Genomic DNA, 16,358 nt, shown 5'->3' with positions numbered 1-16,358 from the left:
ATGAATCAGAGAATGATCAATTCTTTCGGTGAATGTGTCAACACTTTATTACCAGTTTCGGTGATCAAAAGATCATCTTCGATACGAACGCCGCCAATTCCTGGAAGATAGATCCCTGGTTCATCTGTAATGACGTTTCCGACAACAAATGCTTTATCAGCGCGGAAGGATACATTTGGTCCTTCGTGGATCTCTAAACCAATCCCATGACCTGTTGAATGACCAAAGGCATCTCCGTAGCCAAAGGAAGCAATGTGATCCCGAGCGATCGCATCTAGTTCAATTCCGGTCATTCCAGGTTTTGCTGCGGCCAAGACTTTTTCTTGCGCTTCAAGTACGATTTGATAGATTTCCTTCAATTTATCGCCAGGATCTCCTACTGCAAAGGTTCTAGTCATATCAGACACATAGCCTTGATAGTAACAGCCAAAGTCTAACGTGATCAGATCGCCTTGTTCGATCACTTTTTCACTGGCAACCCCATGGGGCATTGCTGAACGCAGACCACTAGCAACGATCGTTTCAAAAGATACGCTTGTGGCACCTAATGAACGCATAAAGAAATCTAACTGATTCGCCACTTCGATTTCTGTCATTCCTGGGCGGACCATTTTCAAAATATGTTCGAATCCTTGATCAGCGATATGGCAGGCTTGTTGGATCAATGCGATCTCTTCCTCATCTTTGACTTCCCGCAAAGCCTCGATCATACCCGATACAGGGGCAAGGGATGATTCCTCGATCAAGTCTTCTAAGACGGAGTATTCGGCAAAGCTGACGAAACTTTCTTCAAAAGCTAAGACATTGATTTCTTCCTTTTGGCAGATAGTTGCAACTTCTTCAAAAATCGGTCCACTATTTTTTACGATCTCAAATCCTTGGGCTTGGGCCGCTGCTTGCTCTGTATATCGGAAATCTGTTACAAAAAAAGCTTTGTCCAACGTAATGACTGCTAAACCAGTTGTCCCAGTAAAGTTTGTCAAGTAACGCAAATTGTATGGGCTGGTGATCAAGAACCCATCAATCGAATCTTTTCTCATTGCTTCACGTAATTTTTCAACTCTTAACATGTATCGTTCCCTACTTTCTTGTTCTATACGATAGTATTATAACAAACTTCCAGAAAAAGCGGAAAGCAAGCGAAAAGTTTTCTAAAAAATGAACCTTCAGAAACTTGGGACCTCAAGTTATCAAAAAGACCATCTAGAAAACTAGACGGTCTTTGCTCTACAATTCTTCTCCATTGCTTTCAATTACTTTTTGATACCAATAAAAGGAGCTCTTTTTGATGCGTTCCCTGGTTCCTTTACCATAATCATCTAAATCAACATAAATATACCCATAACGTTTGCTCATTTCTGCAGTGGAAGAGCTGACTAAATCTATAGGGCCCCAGCTCAAATAAGCAAGAATATCAACACCGTCCTTGATACATTCTTTTAGTTGTACAATATGTTGTTTCAAATACTCAATACGATATTGATCTCGAATGGTTCCGCCTTGTTCGATTGTATCGATTGCACCTAAGCCGTTTTCGGCAATCATGAGAGGAACTTGATAGCGGTCCCAGTATTGAGATAAGCAATTGTAAAAACCTAAAGGATCTGCTCGCCATTCCCATGCAGTGGGCTTCAAATATGGATTTTGTTCACCATCAAATGGTGCCATCGTATTTTTGGATGCGTCGACGATACGTGAATAATAGTAAGAAATCGCTAGAAAATCCATCGTATTCTCTTTTAGTAATGGCAGATCTGCCGGATGCATCTCGATAGAAAACCCTTGATCTTTAAAATAGCGCAACGCAAATTCTGGATATGTTCCTCGCAATTGGACATCAGTAAAATAGTACTGCATACGGTTTTTTTTCATCGTTAAGACTATATCCTCTGGTTTGCAGCTAGCCGGATAAAATGTTGCATCTGCGACCATTGTTCCTAGTTTAGCATCTGGATCAATTTCTCGCCCTAATTCGATAACTTTGGCTCCAGCTACAAACTGATGATGTACCGCCTGATACATCAGTTGTTCCATATTATCAGATTGGTCATCATAAATACCTAAACTACCAAACTGAACGGTTGGTACCAAATTGATTTGATTACAGATAATCCAATATTTAACTTTTCCTTTGTATCGACTTAGTAATACTTTTGCGTAGCGTACGAAAAAATCGATTACTTTACGATTTGCAAAACCACCATATTCTGTCACCAGATGAAGCGGCATATCATAATGGCTCATTGTTATAATTGGTTCCATACCGCAACTGATAATTTCGGCTATCAGATCATCATAAAATTTTAACCCAGCTTCATTTGGCCGCATTTCATCGCCATTAGGGAAAATTCTTGACCAAGAGATACTTGTTCGAAATGCTTTTAATCCCAGCTCTTTCAACAAGGCAAGATCTTTTTTATACGTGTGGTAAAAATCAATTCCCAACCGTTTAGGGTAATAGTTGGTACAATCTGTTACAGCAAACTTTATCTCAGCTAATGTCCCGCCGCCTTCTTTTTTTATGTTGCTTCTATTTAATTCAGGATCAAACGCATGAATATCAGAAGTTGATAAACCGCGTCCATCTTTGTCAAAAGCACCTTCAATTTGGCAAGCTGCAACTGCTCCGCCCCATAAAAAATTTTTTGGAAAACTTTTTTTTGTCATTCTTCTCCTCCTAAATGATTCACAATCATAAATTTTCTCCATTAGACTGGATAACCTTTTGATACCAATAAAAAGAGTCTTTCTTGATACGAGCGCAATCTTTCGGATCATCATCAGTCCGATCAACATAGATAAAACCGTAACGTTTTTTGACTCCGTTACTTGTGGACAGTAAATCCAACGCTGACCAAGGGCAGTAAGCCCAGACCTCAACCCCTTTTTCCATTGCTCTCTTTATCGCTTTAACATGGTCTCTTAAATAGGAGATGCGGTACTCATCATGCACTTTTCCTTCTGGAGTAAGTTCATCGAATGCTCCTAAGCCATTTTCTGTAATCATCAAGGGTTTATTATAACGAGTATAAATATCTCTGAACGCATATTCTAATCCAAATGGATCAATCGCCCAATCCCAATCAGTTGTATCAAGATGGGGATTTTTACACATTTCGTAAAAACCAGGATGTGTTTCAAAACCAGAAATCTCGCCTTTTTTTCCAGAAAGATTAACGCCGCTGTATCGTATTGCTTTCCCTGACTCCTTAGGACAAGCTTTTGCACATTCACTTGCATAATAGTTTAATGCAAGAAAATCTGAATATCCTTCTCTAATTAAGTCCATATCCCCTGGCTCAACAATTGGTGCCAAGTGATTTTCTTGGAGATAAGTCATTGCCGACTCTGTATAAATGCCTTTGAAATAAATATCTAAGTAGAAAGCATTTCTTAAGTCATGGGCATTTAAAGCAGCCAATACGTCTTCTGGTTTAGATGTAAGAGGATAAATCGGTGCATACCCTAAAGCAGCTCCTACTAATCCGTCGGGCACTAAATCATGCACCAATTTACAGGCCGTCGCATGTGCAAGGTTCATATGATGGTTGATTTGATAACGCAACTGATTTTGTGACTGAAGCTCTTTCGGGATATAACATTTTTGTGTCCAATACTGGACGATAATGCTCTGCTCATTAATAGTCGTCCAATACTTAACTTTATCTTTAAACTCGTTGATAACAAACTTCGCATAATATTCAAAATCTGCAACAATTCGTCTATCCAGCCACCCTTGATACTTTTCGAAAAGAGCCCATGGTAAATCATAGTGATACAGTGTAACGATTGGTTCTATTCCATAAGTTAAAAGCTCATCAATCAATTTTCGATAAAACTCAATTCCTTTTTCGTTTACTTCGCCAACACCATCAGGAAAAACTCGAGACCAAGAAATTGAAAATCGGTAGGTTGAAAACCCCATTTCTGCCATCAATGCAACATCTTCTTTGTAATGATGATAATGATCACTCGCGATCTCTGCAGAAGCAAACCCCTTTTCTTCAAAGCTTTTTTCATTGATCACATCTTGCTGAGATGCTTTTTTGCCATCTAACAATGCCGCGCCTTCCACTTGATAAGCACTCGTGGCTGCGCCCCATAAAAAATTATTTGGAAATTGTTTCATTCTTTTTGCCCTCTTTCAACTATTCTCAAAATATCAATCATCTCTTTTGTCATCTTAACTTCGGAATTAATTGTCATTAAGGTGTCCTGTGCATGAACAAACAGCAAAAATATCTCATAATAGTGTCCGTTGGCTTCTTTTTGAATAACTTCTGTTTGTGCTTTATGTGCTAACACGATTTTTTTTTCAGCTTCAAAAAGCTTTTTTTCTGCAGCAGAAAAATCAAATATTTTTGCCATTTTCATTGCATCAACTAATAGATTTCTAGCATCTCCGGCATGAATAATGATTTGCATAGCTATTGGTATTAGTTCATTTTCGTATTGCTCTTCCATAAACTTGCTCGTCTCCAATCCCTAAATTTCTAGTTCTACTGCTTGTGATTCTTCTATGAGCTTTTCTTTTTCATAAGCTTTAAAAAATGGATACCAGATAACCAAATATAAAATAAATAAGAGTACCCACCACAACACAGCTCGTAAATCTTCTGTTACCATCACACTTGAGATCGGCGCAGGCACTTGTCCGACTTGGATCATTTTAGAAGGGATGTTGAGTAAGCCAGTGCTCATCAGAAACCAAACATACAACGCTCCGACAATAGAGTTTATCCAAGCTGGAAGCATCAACAGCGGATTGAATACCACTGGAGCCCCAAACATAACTGGTTCGTTAATATTGAAAATTGACGGGGCAAGAAAGACACGACCTAAAGTTCTCAGCTGCTTGGATTTTGAGAAGCACATCAAGATATTCAGACCTAATGTTGCACACATACCACCCATTGTGATAAACGCTAGCGTAAAAACCGCTTCACTTGTTGCAATATTTTGAGCCACTCCTCCTGCAGCAGCAGCCTCGATGTTTTCTTGGATACCTGCTAGAAAAATTGGTGTGGTAACTGCACCAAAAAGCCAACTTGAAATCCCCATCGTATAGAAGAATGCCGGAACAAAACAGATTAATATAAACCCAGGTAAGGTTTGTCCTATTGAGGCAACTGGTTGAAAAGCAGCTAATATCACTTCAAAGAGATTCACATGAAGAACATTCACCAAAACCATTGTAATTCCTAGAGCAATAACGTTCGGCACAATGGTGTTTATCCAACCAGTCACAAAGTCGGGTACACTGCTCCCTTCCATGAAACGAACCTTAGCCCATAAATGGAACACGAGCGATACAAAAAGACCGATAACCATCCCAACAGCAATTCCAGATGGTCCCAAGTTTCCCAGAAAGGCAGATAAACTATCTGTATTTTCTTCTTGTGGAATGACCGCCATCAATAATACGCAGACTGAAGTAATGCCCGCATTGGTAATATAAAACGGATGGTTAAGTTTCTCCATACACTGATTTGCCATCATGAAAGCGACAATTAATGAAATCAGTCCAAAGCTAAAATTCAAAATCGGAGAAAGATCAGGTAATGCTGGAAAAAACGATACAAACACATTATAAAAATAGATAAGTGACCCGGTTAAAATAAATGGAATGATTTTTTGCATACTGCTTGAAAGAGCAGCCAGCCAAGGCTTTGAGAAAAAAGTGTTCATGGTTGGGGCAAACGAATTCGTCAGCCAATTCATAAATTTTTTCATATTCATAACTTCCTTTTTTAGTTTCAGTAAAAACAGATATTTTGCCTTTTAGAAACGATCAACTCTTGCGCTCATTGATTTTATGAAGAGCAATATCCAGAAGTTTTTCTCCATTTAACTGCGCGTATACATCTTGCGGGATTACCACAACAGGAACATTGTAGGGGGATGCCAATGCTTCATATTTTGATAATTCACTTGCGTAATGCGGGCCAATCATCAAAATGTCAATAGATGATAAATAATCATTCACTTCTGTATAACTCCTTGCCTCTACATTTAAGGATAATTTTCTTTTCTTTGCAGTCTTACGGGCGTTACTAGCAAGAAATCCGCTCGACATTCCAGCTCCACAACATAGAAGTATTTTTAAATTAGTCATATTTTTTCCTCCTTCTTGATAGCTCCACTATAGGAAATATGTACTACGACCTTCAACCGAACTTTTTCACTTTAAAGGGCAAGGAATCTTCTAAGCATTTTCCCATTAAGGGGCAAAAGTACGCTTGACGCAGCTTTCCAATTCTAACTATAGTTAGAATTAAATGAAGAAAGGAACGGGAGCATCATGATTAATGAAAAACAGCAAGAATTGCTGAAATACCTCAGCAATGAAAACCGAATTGTAACCAGTATTGAGTTAGCAAATGCTCTAAATATTTCAACAAGATCAATTAAAAATTATGTATCTCAACTAAATACACTCTTTGAAAGTAAAATTATCATCTCTTCAAGAAACGGTTATCTACTCAGCAATCATTCGCTTATTCCAAGTTTATTAGCGCAAACTAATCAACAGATTCCCCAATCCAATGAAGATCGATCCTTTTATATAATTAAGCAGCTAATTTTTCATTCCTCAACTGAACTACATTTATTTGATTTATGTGAATCACTTTGCATCAGCTATTCGACACTTAAATCATTACTGACAAAAATGAACACAATGTACAAAACCTACAATGTTAAATTTACATCTAACAATGATTGTTTACAGATTATTGGCGATGAAAAGGACAAACGAAAACTTATTCGCTATGTCATAAGCGAAGAATCAGGCAACAGTTTTACGGACATTACACAAATTAAACATTGTTTTCCTGACTTTGATACCGATGCTTTATACAGTATTATTAAAGATGTCTTTAAAAATCATAATTACTATTTAAACGATTTTGCTCTCTCAAATCTGCTATTCCATCTTGTGATCATGATTACTCGGAAATATCAAGGTAACCCATTACGCTCTAATGAATATTTACTGCCAACAATAACTGAACAAGAACAAAACTTACTGGATGATTTATATCTTTCTATAGAAAAAAAATTTGATATTCATTTAAATCCTTATGAATTAGCAGAACTGTCAATTTTATTTCGAGCAAACGCCAATTATTCATTGTCCACGACAAAACAAGAAGTGACTGAGCTGATTGGAACGGAAATTCTTTCTTTGACTAATCGCTATGTGCAAGATATCAACACAATGTATATGATCGATCTTTCAAGTGAAGATTTCACCATACCGTTTTCACTCCATATCAAAGGACTGCTTTTTCGATCAAGAAATCAGCGTTTCACCAACAATCCAATGGCTGACTATATCAAGTTGAATAGCCCGATAATTTTTGACATGGCTATATATATTAGCTTGGATTTAATGGAATCCTACGAAGTAATTATCAATGAAGACGAAACTGCTTTTATCGCTATGCATATCGGTGCTGAAATCGAACGCCAAAATAAAAACAAATCGAAGATCCCGGTTATTTTGCTGTGCCCTGATTATCATTCATTGCGTACTAATCTTTTGAATACGTTATTACTTGATTTTGGCAACCAAATAAACATCGTCCACAGTATTCAATCTGAGGAAGCTTTGCAATCACTTAAATCAGAGGTATCCGACTGTCGACACTATATGATCATCAGTACGATTCCAGTCACCAGGATCAAAAGCGATACCATCGTTCATATCTCTCCATTTAACCTTCATGAACAGTATGATCTGATTCAAGAAGCCATTCTAAAAAACCAAAATAATTATAAAAACCAGAAATTAAGAGAACATTTTGACGAGTTTTTCGAGAGCGATTTATTTGTGGCAAAATCAAGCATGAAAAACAAAAATCAAGTTCTTTCACTTCTTTGCAGACGTTTGGAAGAAAAGGGATATGTCGATCCTGCTTTTGAAAAACAAGTCTATCGAAGAGAAGAAGCTGCTGCGACTGCTTTTCAAAATATTGCCATTCCTCATTCAGTACAGATGGATGCAATAAAAACTAGTATCGCTGTTACTATTTCCAAGACAGGAATCCGCTGGGGGAAACACACGGTTTATTTAGTTTTGTTAATTGCGATCAATAAAGCAGACAAACAAACGTTTCGTGAATTATATGAATCGCTGATTGCGCTTTTTAACGACCAGCCTACAATTCAGGAAGTTCGTAATTGTCAATCATTTGAAGATTTCAAAAAGTTAATATACAGTCGCATAGATGTTTACAAATAATCATTCTCCTGTAATTAAGAAAATTTGGACAACAAAAAAAACTGATTTCAAGCAGCAGACATACCAATGTATGACTGGTTGAAATCAGGTTTAGTCTTTCATGCAATTTGGAGTATATTTAGATCATTTTTACTCCGTTTTACTAGATTATCTTTTACGTCCCAAAAAGAACGATACGACTGCCACGAAAATGACCGCGCCGATAATCGCTGGCACAATAGCCATTCCTGCTACTTGCGGTCCCCAAGTGCCAAAAAGTCCTTGACCAATCGATGCGCCTACAAGTCCTGCAACGATATCAAAAATACAACCGCGTTTTTCGCCTGCAATGGCACCACCGATTGAACCGATGACCGCTCCAACGATCAATGTCCATAAAAAGTGCATACTAACCCCTCCTAAACTTTCTTATAAAAAGGGTACCATATTGAGAATCAATTGGAAAAATATATGCTCTCTTGTTATTTTCTGCGAGTGAAGGCTCGTTTTAATACATCAAAAAAGCCTAATGAATGCACCATATGGTCTGGATCGACGTATTCACGAATCGCTCGCAAGACTTTTTTTGGTTCTTTTGAGGAGAAGGTATACGTGCCATTCTTTTTGGTGCGGATCGCATAGCGTGGTATCCAACGTCCTTTGAACATGACCGAAGCGATCACATAGTCGACATCTTCCCATGGGATCTGAATAAACTTGCGTTTGTCACGGTCATTGTAAAACTCAAAGGCTTTATCGCCGATCATGATTTTGCCGTACTCATTGATCCCTAAAAAAGACGTAGCATCGATCGTCAAATCCACTTTTGTATTAAGAGATTGTACCATTTGCGCTTACTCCATTCTATATCGTCTTATTATCTTATTATACGTCTTTGCAGCAGGTTTGGCGAATAAATAAAAAGGTACTTGGGTTGCCCCAAGCACCTTTCGTTGAAAAGATTATAACAATCCGATCAAGTGTCCACCGATACCGACTAAGAATAGACCGATAATAATGATGATTGGAGAAACTTTTTTCTTCAATAACCACATACATAATAAAGTAAGCAATAGTGCAGCTAGACCAGGAATCAATTGATCCAAGTTGTTTTGCAATGTTGTTACTTTTGTATCAGTCAACGCACGGCCTTCAGCAACTTGTTGGAAGGCTTGTTGCAAACCAGCAGAGCCAGAAGGCAAGTTCGCCCAATCGACATAAGCACCTTCATCAAGCGGTACGCTTGAGACAACTGGCGCAAATGAGATCGATACCCAACGCTGAACGAGTGACCCTAATACGAACATCCCTAAAATTGAAGCACCTTTTGTTACATCTTGCAACAATCCGCCTGAAAGGTCATCAGTGATTTTTGAACCAGCACGGTAGCCGAATTCTTGTGTGTACCACATAAATGCCCAACGGATGATGTTCCATGCAACGAAGAAGATGATTGGACCTAAGATGTTTCCAGCTAAAGCAAGAGAAGCACCTAGAGCACCTAACATCGGACGTACAGTAAACCAGAACACAGGGTCACCGACACCGGCTAAAGGACCCATCATCCCAACTTTTACCCCTTGGATCGCTACGTCATCGACAGGCGCGCCATTGGCACGTTCTTCTTCTAGCGCTAAAGTTACCCCTAAGATTGGCGATGCGATATATGGGTGAGTGTTAAAGAATTCTAAGTGACGCTTCAATGCAGCGGCACGGTCTTCTTTTGTTTTGTATAATTTTTTGATTGCTGGAATCATTGAGAATGCCCAACCACCATTTTGCATACGTTCATAGTTCCATGAACCTTGAATGAAGGTAGAGCGCCATGCTACGGCTAAACGATCTTTTTTATTTAATTGAATTTTTTCTGCCATTTTTTTCTCCTCCTTCGATTCTAATAGTCATTCAAGATATCGCCTAGAGGGTCGCCAGTGTTGCTGCCGCCGCCTCCATTTGATGATCCGCCCATTTTAGTTAGGTTCAAGTAGATCAATGCGATTGCTACTGCCAAAGCACCGATAGCGATCAATGTCAATTGAGAAATAGCTGCGATAACGAAACCGATAATGAAGAATGGCCATACTTCGCGAGTTGCCATCATGTTGATAACCATTGCATAACCAACGGCAACGACCATACCACCACCGATAGCCATACCATCAGTTAACCATGCAGGCATTGATTCTAAGAAGTTTTGAACAGTTGCAGCAGGAATTGCCAACAATGCAGCTGCAGGAATCGCAATACGAACCCCTTGCATACATACAGCGATCACATGCCACATTTCGATTTTACGAATGTTGCCTTCTTCAGCAGCCGCATCCATAAAGTGAACGATTGGCACAGCCAATGTACGAACGATCATTGTCAAGAACAAACCAGCAACAGCTAGAGGGATCGCAACGGCAATCGCTGTATCAACACCAGCAGTTCCTTGTCCACCTAAAACTAAAATAATTGCAGATGCAACAGACGCCAATGCAGCATCAGGTGCAACAGCGGCACCGATATTTGCCCATCCAAGTGCGATCATTTGTAATGATCCGCCCAAAATGATACATGCTTCCAAATTACCGGTCACTAAACCGATCAAAGTACACGCGACTAGCGGTTGATGGAATTGGAATTCATCCAAGATTCCTTCCATACCAGCTAAAAAGGCAACGAGTACTACTAATACCATAGATATAATAGTCATGATAGACCTCCTATTTAGTTGAATACGTTTCTATTTATTCGCCAATTCATTTTTGGCTTTGCGTAAGATTTCGTCCATGTTGTCTCGAGAGTCATTTGGCACTTTACGCACATCAAATTTGATGCCGCGTCCTTTTAGATCTTCAAATGTCTTCACATCGTCCGTACCCATCGACAATACTTTACTTACAACAACTTTCCCAACAGAGTGAGCCATTGAACCAACGTTCACTTCAGTGATGTCAACGCCGCCTTCAACTGCACGCAATACATCTTGTGGGTTTTCAAATAATAGTAAAGCTTTCGTATTCCCGAAACGAGGGTCTTTAGAAACTTCGATCATTTTGTCCACTGGAATGACGTTCGCTTTTACTCCTGGAGGAGCTGCTTGTTCGATCAGTTTTTTACGCAAATCATCTTTTGCCACTGCATCAGAAACAACGATGATCCGAGATGGATTGACTGATTTTGTCCAAGCTGTAGCGACTTGACCATGTAGCAAACGAGAATCCACACGCGCAAGCACGATTTTGATTTTGCCATCGCCTAGAACAGTTCCCGGAGGAAGTGATCCTTTAGGTTGATCGTCTTGCACAGCTTTTGGTGCTGTCGCTTCTTCTGGTTCAAGCTCTTCTGGTTTGACCTTAACCCCTTCTTTAGCTGTTTCAACGATGTGCGCAGCGATTTCATGCGCAGTGTTCATTGAAAAACGTGAAGCATAGGCTTCGATCACCATTGGTAAATTCATACCAGCAACGATTGCCCATTTGTCTTTGTGATCTTCAAACAAGCTGTTTGCTTGGTTGAAAGGAGTACCACCCCAAAGATCAACTAAGAATAATACTTCTTCTTGATCGTCAAATGTAGCAATTGCTTCTTGCATTTTTGCCTTGATGTCATCTGGACCTTCACTTGGCATCAATGTAACAGCTTTAACATTTTCTTGTTCGCCGAAGATCATTGAACCAGATTGCAAAATGCCGTTAGCAAATTCTCCATGACTTGCTAGGATAATTCCTACCATCTTTTTACCTCCTATATCAAAATTGAAAAATGTGACACGAATACGAAAGAAAAAACAACATCGAAAAAATTAAGGGTGACTACCTTCTTTTTCCAAAATATCCTTCAAAAAGATTTTACGATCAGCTGGAACTTTGCGTATCTCTACTTCTATGCCTTGATTTTGCAAATAAAGCAGCGAAGCAAGATCTTGATCATTGACTGACACGAAATTAGTGATCATCCGTTTTCCCATTGAAAAGCTCATGCCGCCGATATTGACGGAACGAATGTCAATGCCTCCTTTGACCAGAGTCACGACATCTTGAGGGTTGGTAAATAATAACATGACTTTTTGCGTATTAAATAATGTGTTATGCGCCACCTCAAGCATTTTTGCTACTGTCACCACATTGGATTTGATTCCTGGTGGAGCAGCTTCTTTCAAGAGAAACTTCCGTAATTGGTCATTTGCGACCTCATCACTGACCACGATGATTCGATTGATACCAGTCATTTTCGACCAAGCTGTGGCGACCTGACCATGAATCAACCGATCGTCGATTCGGGCAAGACGTATATCCATTCCCATTGTGCAAGCCTCCTACATCCATCGATCCGCTTTTCATATTGAGGATCTGTTCTTTTTTCAATCACCTCCTGTATCCACTTATATAGAAGCAAGAAGCGTGCCAAGTTTTTTCGATACACTATTCTTGAAAAAACCTTAAGAATCAGCATTCGGACAATACACTAAAAAAGATACACTAAAAAATACTGTATCTTTTTTAGTGTATCTGTATTATTTGCAGGATTTAAAAATACATTTCTTTTTCGTGATGGTTTTTGATCAGCTCCAGCAGGTAATACTCTTCTGTCTTAGGCACTTCGATATTCATCAAGCGCGAAAACGATTGGACATGCACATGCAATTGGCCGTAAAGAGGATTCTCCTCCATCGCTGCTAAATCAATTTCAGAAACAGTCAATGGCTGCCGCAGTAAGATCCGCTCTAGCATACCTGCGCCATGCATCACAAAATTGATCTGAAAGCCTTGCTGCGCCCCTACCAAATCCAAATCGTGAATGATCTCTTCGCCAAATTTCCACAACGGCTCTACCACTTTTTTCGCATTGATATAGGTAAAGTTTTCCTCTAAATACCGAACACAGATTTCCTTTGCCTGCCGATCATCTAGCTGCACTTCATCTTCAAAACTCAAATCGTTTTCCAATAAGATATCATCCAACAAAAGATCAACATCTTGGTCGATAAAACGTTCTAATGAAATAAACGGTGCATCGATATGCGGATCAATGATCCCCGTTGCAGCAATCAGCCGGTAGCGCTGTTGAATCTGATCCAAGTCCGTTCTCAGATCCGCCACCGATAAGGTCACTACGTCAACATTTTGATTTTGGCGTTTTGACAATGAGCTTTGGATCAATTCTTTGATGCGCTCCGCTGTCCCTTTTCCCGAAGCGCAGACCGCTAGAATCGCTTTAGGGTGGTGGTTTTGTGTCACTGGTTCTTCCACAGTGACCGCTCCGTATCCGCGGAACTTCCGTAATGAATCATAGAGCTGATCGAGGTCTGTGCCGATCACTGATGCTTTACGGACCGTCTCAAGGACGATGGAGGTAGTCACCATATCGACTGTTCGAACAGCCACACCCGTTTCTCGCTGGATTTCATTATTAAAGGTCGCTAAGGACCCCATATCGACTAAGAGGATCACCCCACTGCCGTCATTGACTGCTCGTACACTATCCACGATTTTTTTCAACGCCACAGCCGGTGGCATATCTAATGGCATGTCCACCGCTGTCACTTGATCGACTTCCAACAGCTGCTTGACTACTTGTACCATACTACTAGCCGTACTGTTGCCGTGAGCTGCCACAACGACACCAATTTTCCCAGAGGAATGTGTCGTACGCAGTGAAACCAATAGAACTGCCAAGTAATAGGATTCACTTTCAGGAATCGCCACGTGAAAGCTGTCGCCGATGAAGTCGCGGACTTCTTTGGCAACTTCGAACTCTTGGGGGTAATCCGCCACCATTTGACGAATGTTGTCGTTGGTTTGCCGTTCTTCTCCCAAATGGATCTTTTTCAAAAAAGAACTGATATGCAAACTCATCGCGTAAATAAAGTTTTGCTGGAAATCGTAATTTAACCGTTTCCGAACCATCTCATAAATTTGATTTGTTACACTGATCACTTTCTGATCGACAAATTCACTTAGTTTATTGACAGAATTAAAAGAGAAGCCGTGATCTTTATAAAAAGATTTCAAATGAACATTGATATCGGTTGAAATAAAATGATTGATTGCTTCTTGATCCAAACCATCTGCTTTTAATAAGGCTGCTTTATCCCCGATGATGTCGTAGAGATTGTAAGGCAATTCATAGGAATCTGATTGAATATTGTTTAAGTTTTGATTCGGTTGAATGCTGATCTTCGGTTCAAGGATTTTAGAAAGCTCCGCCAGCTCATTGCGGCGATTCCCCAAAACGATCAATCCCGAACGAATTCCTTCTGGCAAATCGATCAAATCGATCTCAATCTCATCTTGTTGCATATGATTCAAAAAGCCCCGAGCACAGACGAGCTGGACATTGGATTTCAATTGACCGATATTCCCAAAACTGACACTGCCGATCAACGCTTTGACTACATCTTCTGTCAAGGTGATCGTCCGCTGAATACGGGACGCCTCTTGCCCGACTAACACCCGAACGAGATCGACTTTTTCTGATGCGGGTCGTTTCTCAAAGAAGGGCAGTTGAATATTGATAGGAATGCGTCGGGTAAAGGTATCTAATAGCGTTGAGTTGGGGTCTTCGGTAGTCGCTCCAACGATTCGGACATTCGCTTGATGATTTTTGCCCGTTTCCCCTAAACGACTAAACGTTCCATGGTCCATAAAGTAAAAAATCATTTCTTGCCCTTCTGGCGGTAATCGATGGATCTCATCGAGAAACAACATACTCTCATCCGCTTGATCAATAATACCGATCTTCTCTTGATCGGCACCCGTAAAGGCCCCCCGTACATAACCAAACAAATGGCTCATCAAAAGCTCTGGGTTATTTGCATAGTCTGCACAGTTAAAGACGATCAATTCTTTGTCATCGGCAATTACTTGATTGCTTTTGGCAAACTGAAACATTGCATGGGCAAAGTAGGTTTTCCCAGAACCAGTAGGCCCTGTGATCAAGCAGTTTAGCCCTTTTGGCGGATACAAGATCGCTGCTTTCGCCTGCTCAACGGCATTTTTCATACTTCCGTTGGCACCGATGATCGTCGCAAAAATATCTCGGTCAGAGGGTTTTCCTTGTACCCGTTGAGGGAAGGCTTTTTCTCTTTGCGGGCGACTTTCTTTGTAGCTTGGCACATACTTTTCCCTACTGCTGGGATCGACCCCTGCCGCCCAGTAGCGAACAGGCCGCGAGTCGCTTTTTTCGACGCGCCCTTCTTTGACAAGCTTATTTAAATCCTTACTGGCATTACTGCGCTGAATGGCTAAATGATCGGCAACTTCTGAAGTAGACAACCCTTTCTTTTCCCCTAAGCCGCTCATCGTATTTTCGACGATATATTGATAAATCCGTTCGATTCGCTTGCCCAACAGCTTCGCCTCCTTGTTTTTTCCACTTGAATACTTTACTCATTTTTCTATAAAAAAGCAACTTTTTTTCCGCACAGAAAAAGCAAAATACTTTGTTCGAAAGAGCAATAGAACGTCCTATCACATGCTACTCTCAGCATAAAGCATTTTGCCAAAAAAAGATATTCAAAAGTCAGGATGCGTTAGGCTTTTTCATTGGGAATGAACGCTGGTACCTTCTCAGGAAACCATTGCAGTTCTTTTTGCATCCAAATCACATCGTGCCATTGATTGAACTTATAGCCGACCTGCGCAAAATCAGCAACTTTCCGATACCCAAGCTTCTCATGAAAAGCCTCGCTTTGTTGATTGCCTCCTGTAATGCATGCAGTCAGATTGACCACGTTTTGCGCTTTTAATTTTTCTTCAAGCGCTTGATAAAGAGCGGTGCCGAGCCCTTTTGCTTTGGCATCCGGTGCTAAATAAACGGTTACTTCAACGGTCCAATCGTACGCAGCCCGTTCTTTATAAGCTGACGCATAGGCATAACCGACGATTTCACCAGCCTCTTCTGCAACGAGATACGGGTAGCGTTTCAAGGTCTTGGCGATGCGTTCCGCGAATTCTTGAACCGATGGCACCTCCGTTTCAAAGGTAATCGGTGTATTTTCTACATAATAAGCATAGATCGCTGTCAAGGCTTGGGCATCTGCAATCGTGGCAGAACGTATCGTCATAGAATCCCTTCTTTCAGTAAATTTTTTCCCAGTATACTCTTTCTGAACAAAAAAAACAATCCGCTTTTGACGGATCGTTTC

General features: G+C 40.2%; 15 protein-coding genes. 1 reads left to right on the top strand and 14 read right to left on the bottom strand.

The window, feature by feature from the left end:
* Positions 1-5 precede the first annotated feature (5 nt).
* From IGJ44_RS06720 to IGJ44_RS06695, 6 genes are all read right to left on the bottom strand, one after another.
* Entirely contained in the window at positions 6-1,070 is a 1,065-nt protein-coding gene (locus IGJ44_RS06720; protein ID WP_005225769.1) for a M24 family metallopeptidase, read from the bottom strand.
* A gap of 157 nt (positions 1,071-1,227) precedes the next feature.
* Entirely contained in the window at positions 1,228-2,667 is a 1,440-nt protein-coding gene (locus tag IGJ44_RS06715) for a glycoside hydrolase family 1 protein (RefSeq protein WP_167826709.1), read from the bottom strand.
* A gap of 25 nt (positions 2,668-2,692) precedes the next feature.
* Positions 2,693-4,129, bottom strand: a complete 1,437-nt coding sequence (locus IGJ44_RS06710) for a glycoside hydrolase family 1 protein (protein ID WP_430606470.1) — start codon at positions 4,127-4,129, stop codon at positions 2,693-2,695.
* Entirely contained in the window at positions 4,126-4,464 is a 339-nt protein-coding gene (locus tag IGJ44_RS06705) for a PTS lactose/cellobiose transporter subunit IIA (protein ID WP_074535687.1), read from the bottom strand. The genes IGJ44_RS06710 and IGJ44_RS06705 overlap by 4 nt, the downstream gene beginning before the upstream one ends.
* Positions 4,465-4,485: 21 nt before the next feature.
* Positions 4,486-5,733 (bottom strand): PTS sugar transporter subunit IIC, encoded by a 1,248-nt coding sequence (locus IGJ44_RS06700; RefSeq protein ID WP_074535686.1) that lies wholly within the window; start codon positions 5,731-5,733, stop codon positions 4,486-4,488.
* A 58-nt stretch (positions 5,734-5,791) separates the two neighbouring features.
* Entirely contained in the window at positions 5,792-6,115 is a 324-nt protein-coding gene (locus tag IGJ44_RS06695) for a PTS sugar transporter subunit IIB (protein WP_074535685.1), read from the bottom strand.
* Positions 6,116-6,301: 186 nt separating this feature from the next.
* On the opposite strand from IGJ44_RS06695, the gene IGJ44_RS06690 reads away from it, so the two are divergent.
* The gene (locus IGJ44_RS06690) at positions 6,302-8,245 is read left to right on the top strand and encodes a BglG family transcription antiterminator (RefSeq protein WP_081343870.1); all 1,944 of its coding nucleotides are present in this window, start codon (positions 6,302-6,304) and stop codon (positions 8,243-8,245) included.
* Positions 8,246-8,392: 147 nt separating this feature from the next.
* On the opposite strand, the gene IGJ44_RS06685 is transcribed toward IGJ44_RS06690, so the two are convergent.
* The 8 genes from IGJ44_RS06685 to IGJ44_RS06650 all read right to left on the bottom strand — a co-directional run bounded on the left by IGJ44_RS06685 (position 8,393) and on the right by IGJ44_RS06650 (position 16,277).
* A complete protein-coding gene (locus IGJ44_RS06685; RefSeq protein ID WP_005225767.1) occupies positions 8,393-8,632 on the bottom strand; it encodes a GlsB/YeaQ/YmgE family stress response membrane protein in 240 nt (79 codons plus the stop codon).
* A 74-nt stretch (positions 8,633-8,706) separates the two neighbouring features.
* Positions 8,707-9,072, bottom strand: coding sequence for a DUF956 family protein (locus IGJ44_RS06680; protein ID WP_005225766.1), 366 nt, complete (start codon positions 9,070-9,072; stop codon positions 8,707-8,709).
* Between the two features lie 114 nt (positions 9,073-9,186).
* Positions 9,187-10,098, bottom strand: coding sequence for a PTS system mannose/fructose/sorbose family transporter subunit IID (locus IGJ44_RS06675; RefSeq protein ID WP_005225765.1), 912 nt, complete (start codon positions 10,096-10,098; stop codon positions 9,187-9,189).
* Positions 10,099-10,118: 20 nt separating this feature from the next.
* Positions 10,119-10,922 (bottom strand): PTS mannose/fructose/sorbose transporter subunit IIC, encoded by an 804-nt coding sequence (locus IGJ44_RS06670; protein WP_005225764.1) that lies wholly within the window; start codon positions 10,920-10,922, stop codon positions 10,119-10,121.
* Between the two features lie 30 nt (positions 10,923-10,952).
* A complete protein-coding gene (locus IGJ44_RS06665) occupies positions 10,953-11,945 on the bottom strand; it encodes a mannose/fructose/sorbose PTS transporter subunit IIA (RefSeq protein WP_005225763.1) in 993 nt (330 codons plus the stop codon).
* 69 nt (positions 11,946-12,014) lie between these two features.
* The gene (locus tag IGJ44_RS06660) at positions 12,015-12,509 is read right to left on the bottom strand and encodes a PTS system mannose/fructose/N-acetylgalactosamine-transporter subunit IIB (RefSeq protein ID WP_026008065.1); all 495 of its coding nucleotides are present in this window, start codon (positions 12,507-12,509) and stop codon (positions 12,015-12,017) included.
* 229 nt (positions 12,510-12,738) lie between these two features.
* Positions 12,739-15,513, bottom strand: a complete 2,775-nt coding sequence (locus tag IGJ44_RS06655; RefSeq protein WP_074535756.1) for a sigma-54-dependent transcriptional regulator — start codon at positions 15,511-15,513, stop codon at positions 12,739-12,741.
* A gap of 230 nt (positions 15,514-15,743) precedes the next feature.
* Positions 15,744-16,277, bottom strand: a complete 534-nt coding sequence (locus IGJ44_RS06650) for a GNAT family N-acetyltransferase (protein WP_005225759.1) — start codon at positions 16,275-16,277, stop codon at positions 15,744-15,746.
* Positions 16,278-16,358 lie beyond the last annotated feature (81 nt).

Source organism: Enterococcus sp. DIV1368d, from assembly GCF_050542975.1.
GTDB classification, from domain to species: domain Bacteria; phylum Bacillota; class Bacilli; order Lactobacillales; family Enterococcaceae; genus Enterococcus_D; species Enterococcus_D casseliflavus.
The sequence above is the reverse complement of the archived record's forward strand: the minus strand, read 5'-3'. Positions and strand labels throughout refer to the sequence as shown.

Coding starts and splice junctions, on each gene's coding strand:
- IGJ44_RS06655 (WP_074535756.1), bottom strand. CDS start 15,513: ATGAGCGGCTTAGGGGAAAAGAAAGGGTTGTCTACTTCAGAAGTTGCC.
- IGJ44_RS06710 (WP_430606470.1), bottom strand. CDS start 4,129: ATGAAACAATTTCCAAATAATTTTTTATGGGGCGCAGCCACGAGTGCT.
- IGJ44_RS06700 (WP_074535686.1), bottom strand. CDS start 5,733: ATGAAAAAATTTATGAATTGGCTGACGAATTCGTTTGCCCCAACCATG.
- IGJ44_RS06690 (WP_081343870.1), top strand. CDS start 6,302: ATGATTAATGAAAAACAGCAAGAATTGCTGAAATACCTCAGCAATGAA.
- IGJ44_RS06705 (WP_074535687.1), bottom strand. CDS start 4,464: ATGGAAGAGCAATACGAAAATGAACTAATACCAATAGCTATGCAAATC.
- IGJ44_RS06665 (WP_005225763.1), bottom strand. CDS start 11,945: ATGGTAGGAATTATCCTAGCAAGTCATGGAGAATTTGCTAACGGCATT.
- IGJ44_RS06675 (WP_005225765.1), bottom strand. CDS start 10,098: ATGGCAGAAAAAATTCAATTAAATAAAAAAGATCGTTTAGCCGTAGCA.
- IGJ44_RS06720 (WP_005225769.1), bottom strand. CDS start 1,070: ATGTTAAGAGTTGAAAAATTACGTGAAGCAATGAGAAAAGATTCGATT.
- IGJ44_RS06695 (WP_074535685.1), bottom strand. CDS start 6,115: ATGACTAATTTAAAAATACTTCTATGTTGTGGAGCTGGAATGTCGAGC.
- IGJ44_RS06670 (WP_005225764.1), bottom strand. CDS start 10,922: ATGACTATTATATCTATGGTATTAGTAGTACTCGTTGCCTTTTTAGCT.
- IGJ44_RS06680 (WP_005225766.1), bottom strand. CDS start 9,072: ATGGTACAATCTCTTAATACAAAAGTGGATTTGACGATCGATGCTACG.
- IGJ44_RS06660 (WP_026008065.1), bottom strand. CDS start 12,509: ATGGATATACGTCTTGCCCGAATCGACGATCGGTTGATTCATGGTCAG.
- IGJ44_RS06650 (WP_005225759.1), bottom strand. CDS start 16,277: ATGACGATACGTTCTGCCACGATTGCAGATGCCCAAGCCTTGACAGCG.
- IGJ44_RS06715 (WP_167826709.1), bottom strand. CDS start 2,667: ATGACAAAAAAAAGTTTTCCAAAAAATTTTTTATGGGGCGGAGCAGTT.
- IGJ44_RS06685 (WP_005225767.1), bottom strand. CDS start 8,632: ATGCACTTTTTATGGACATTGATCGTTGGAGCGGTCATCGGTTCAATC.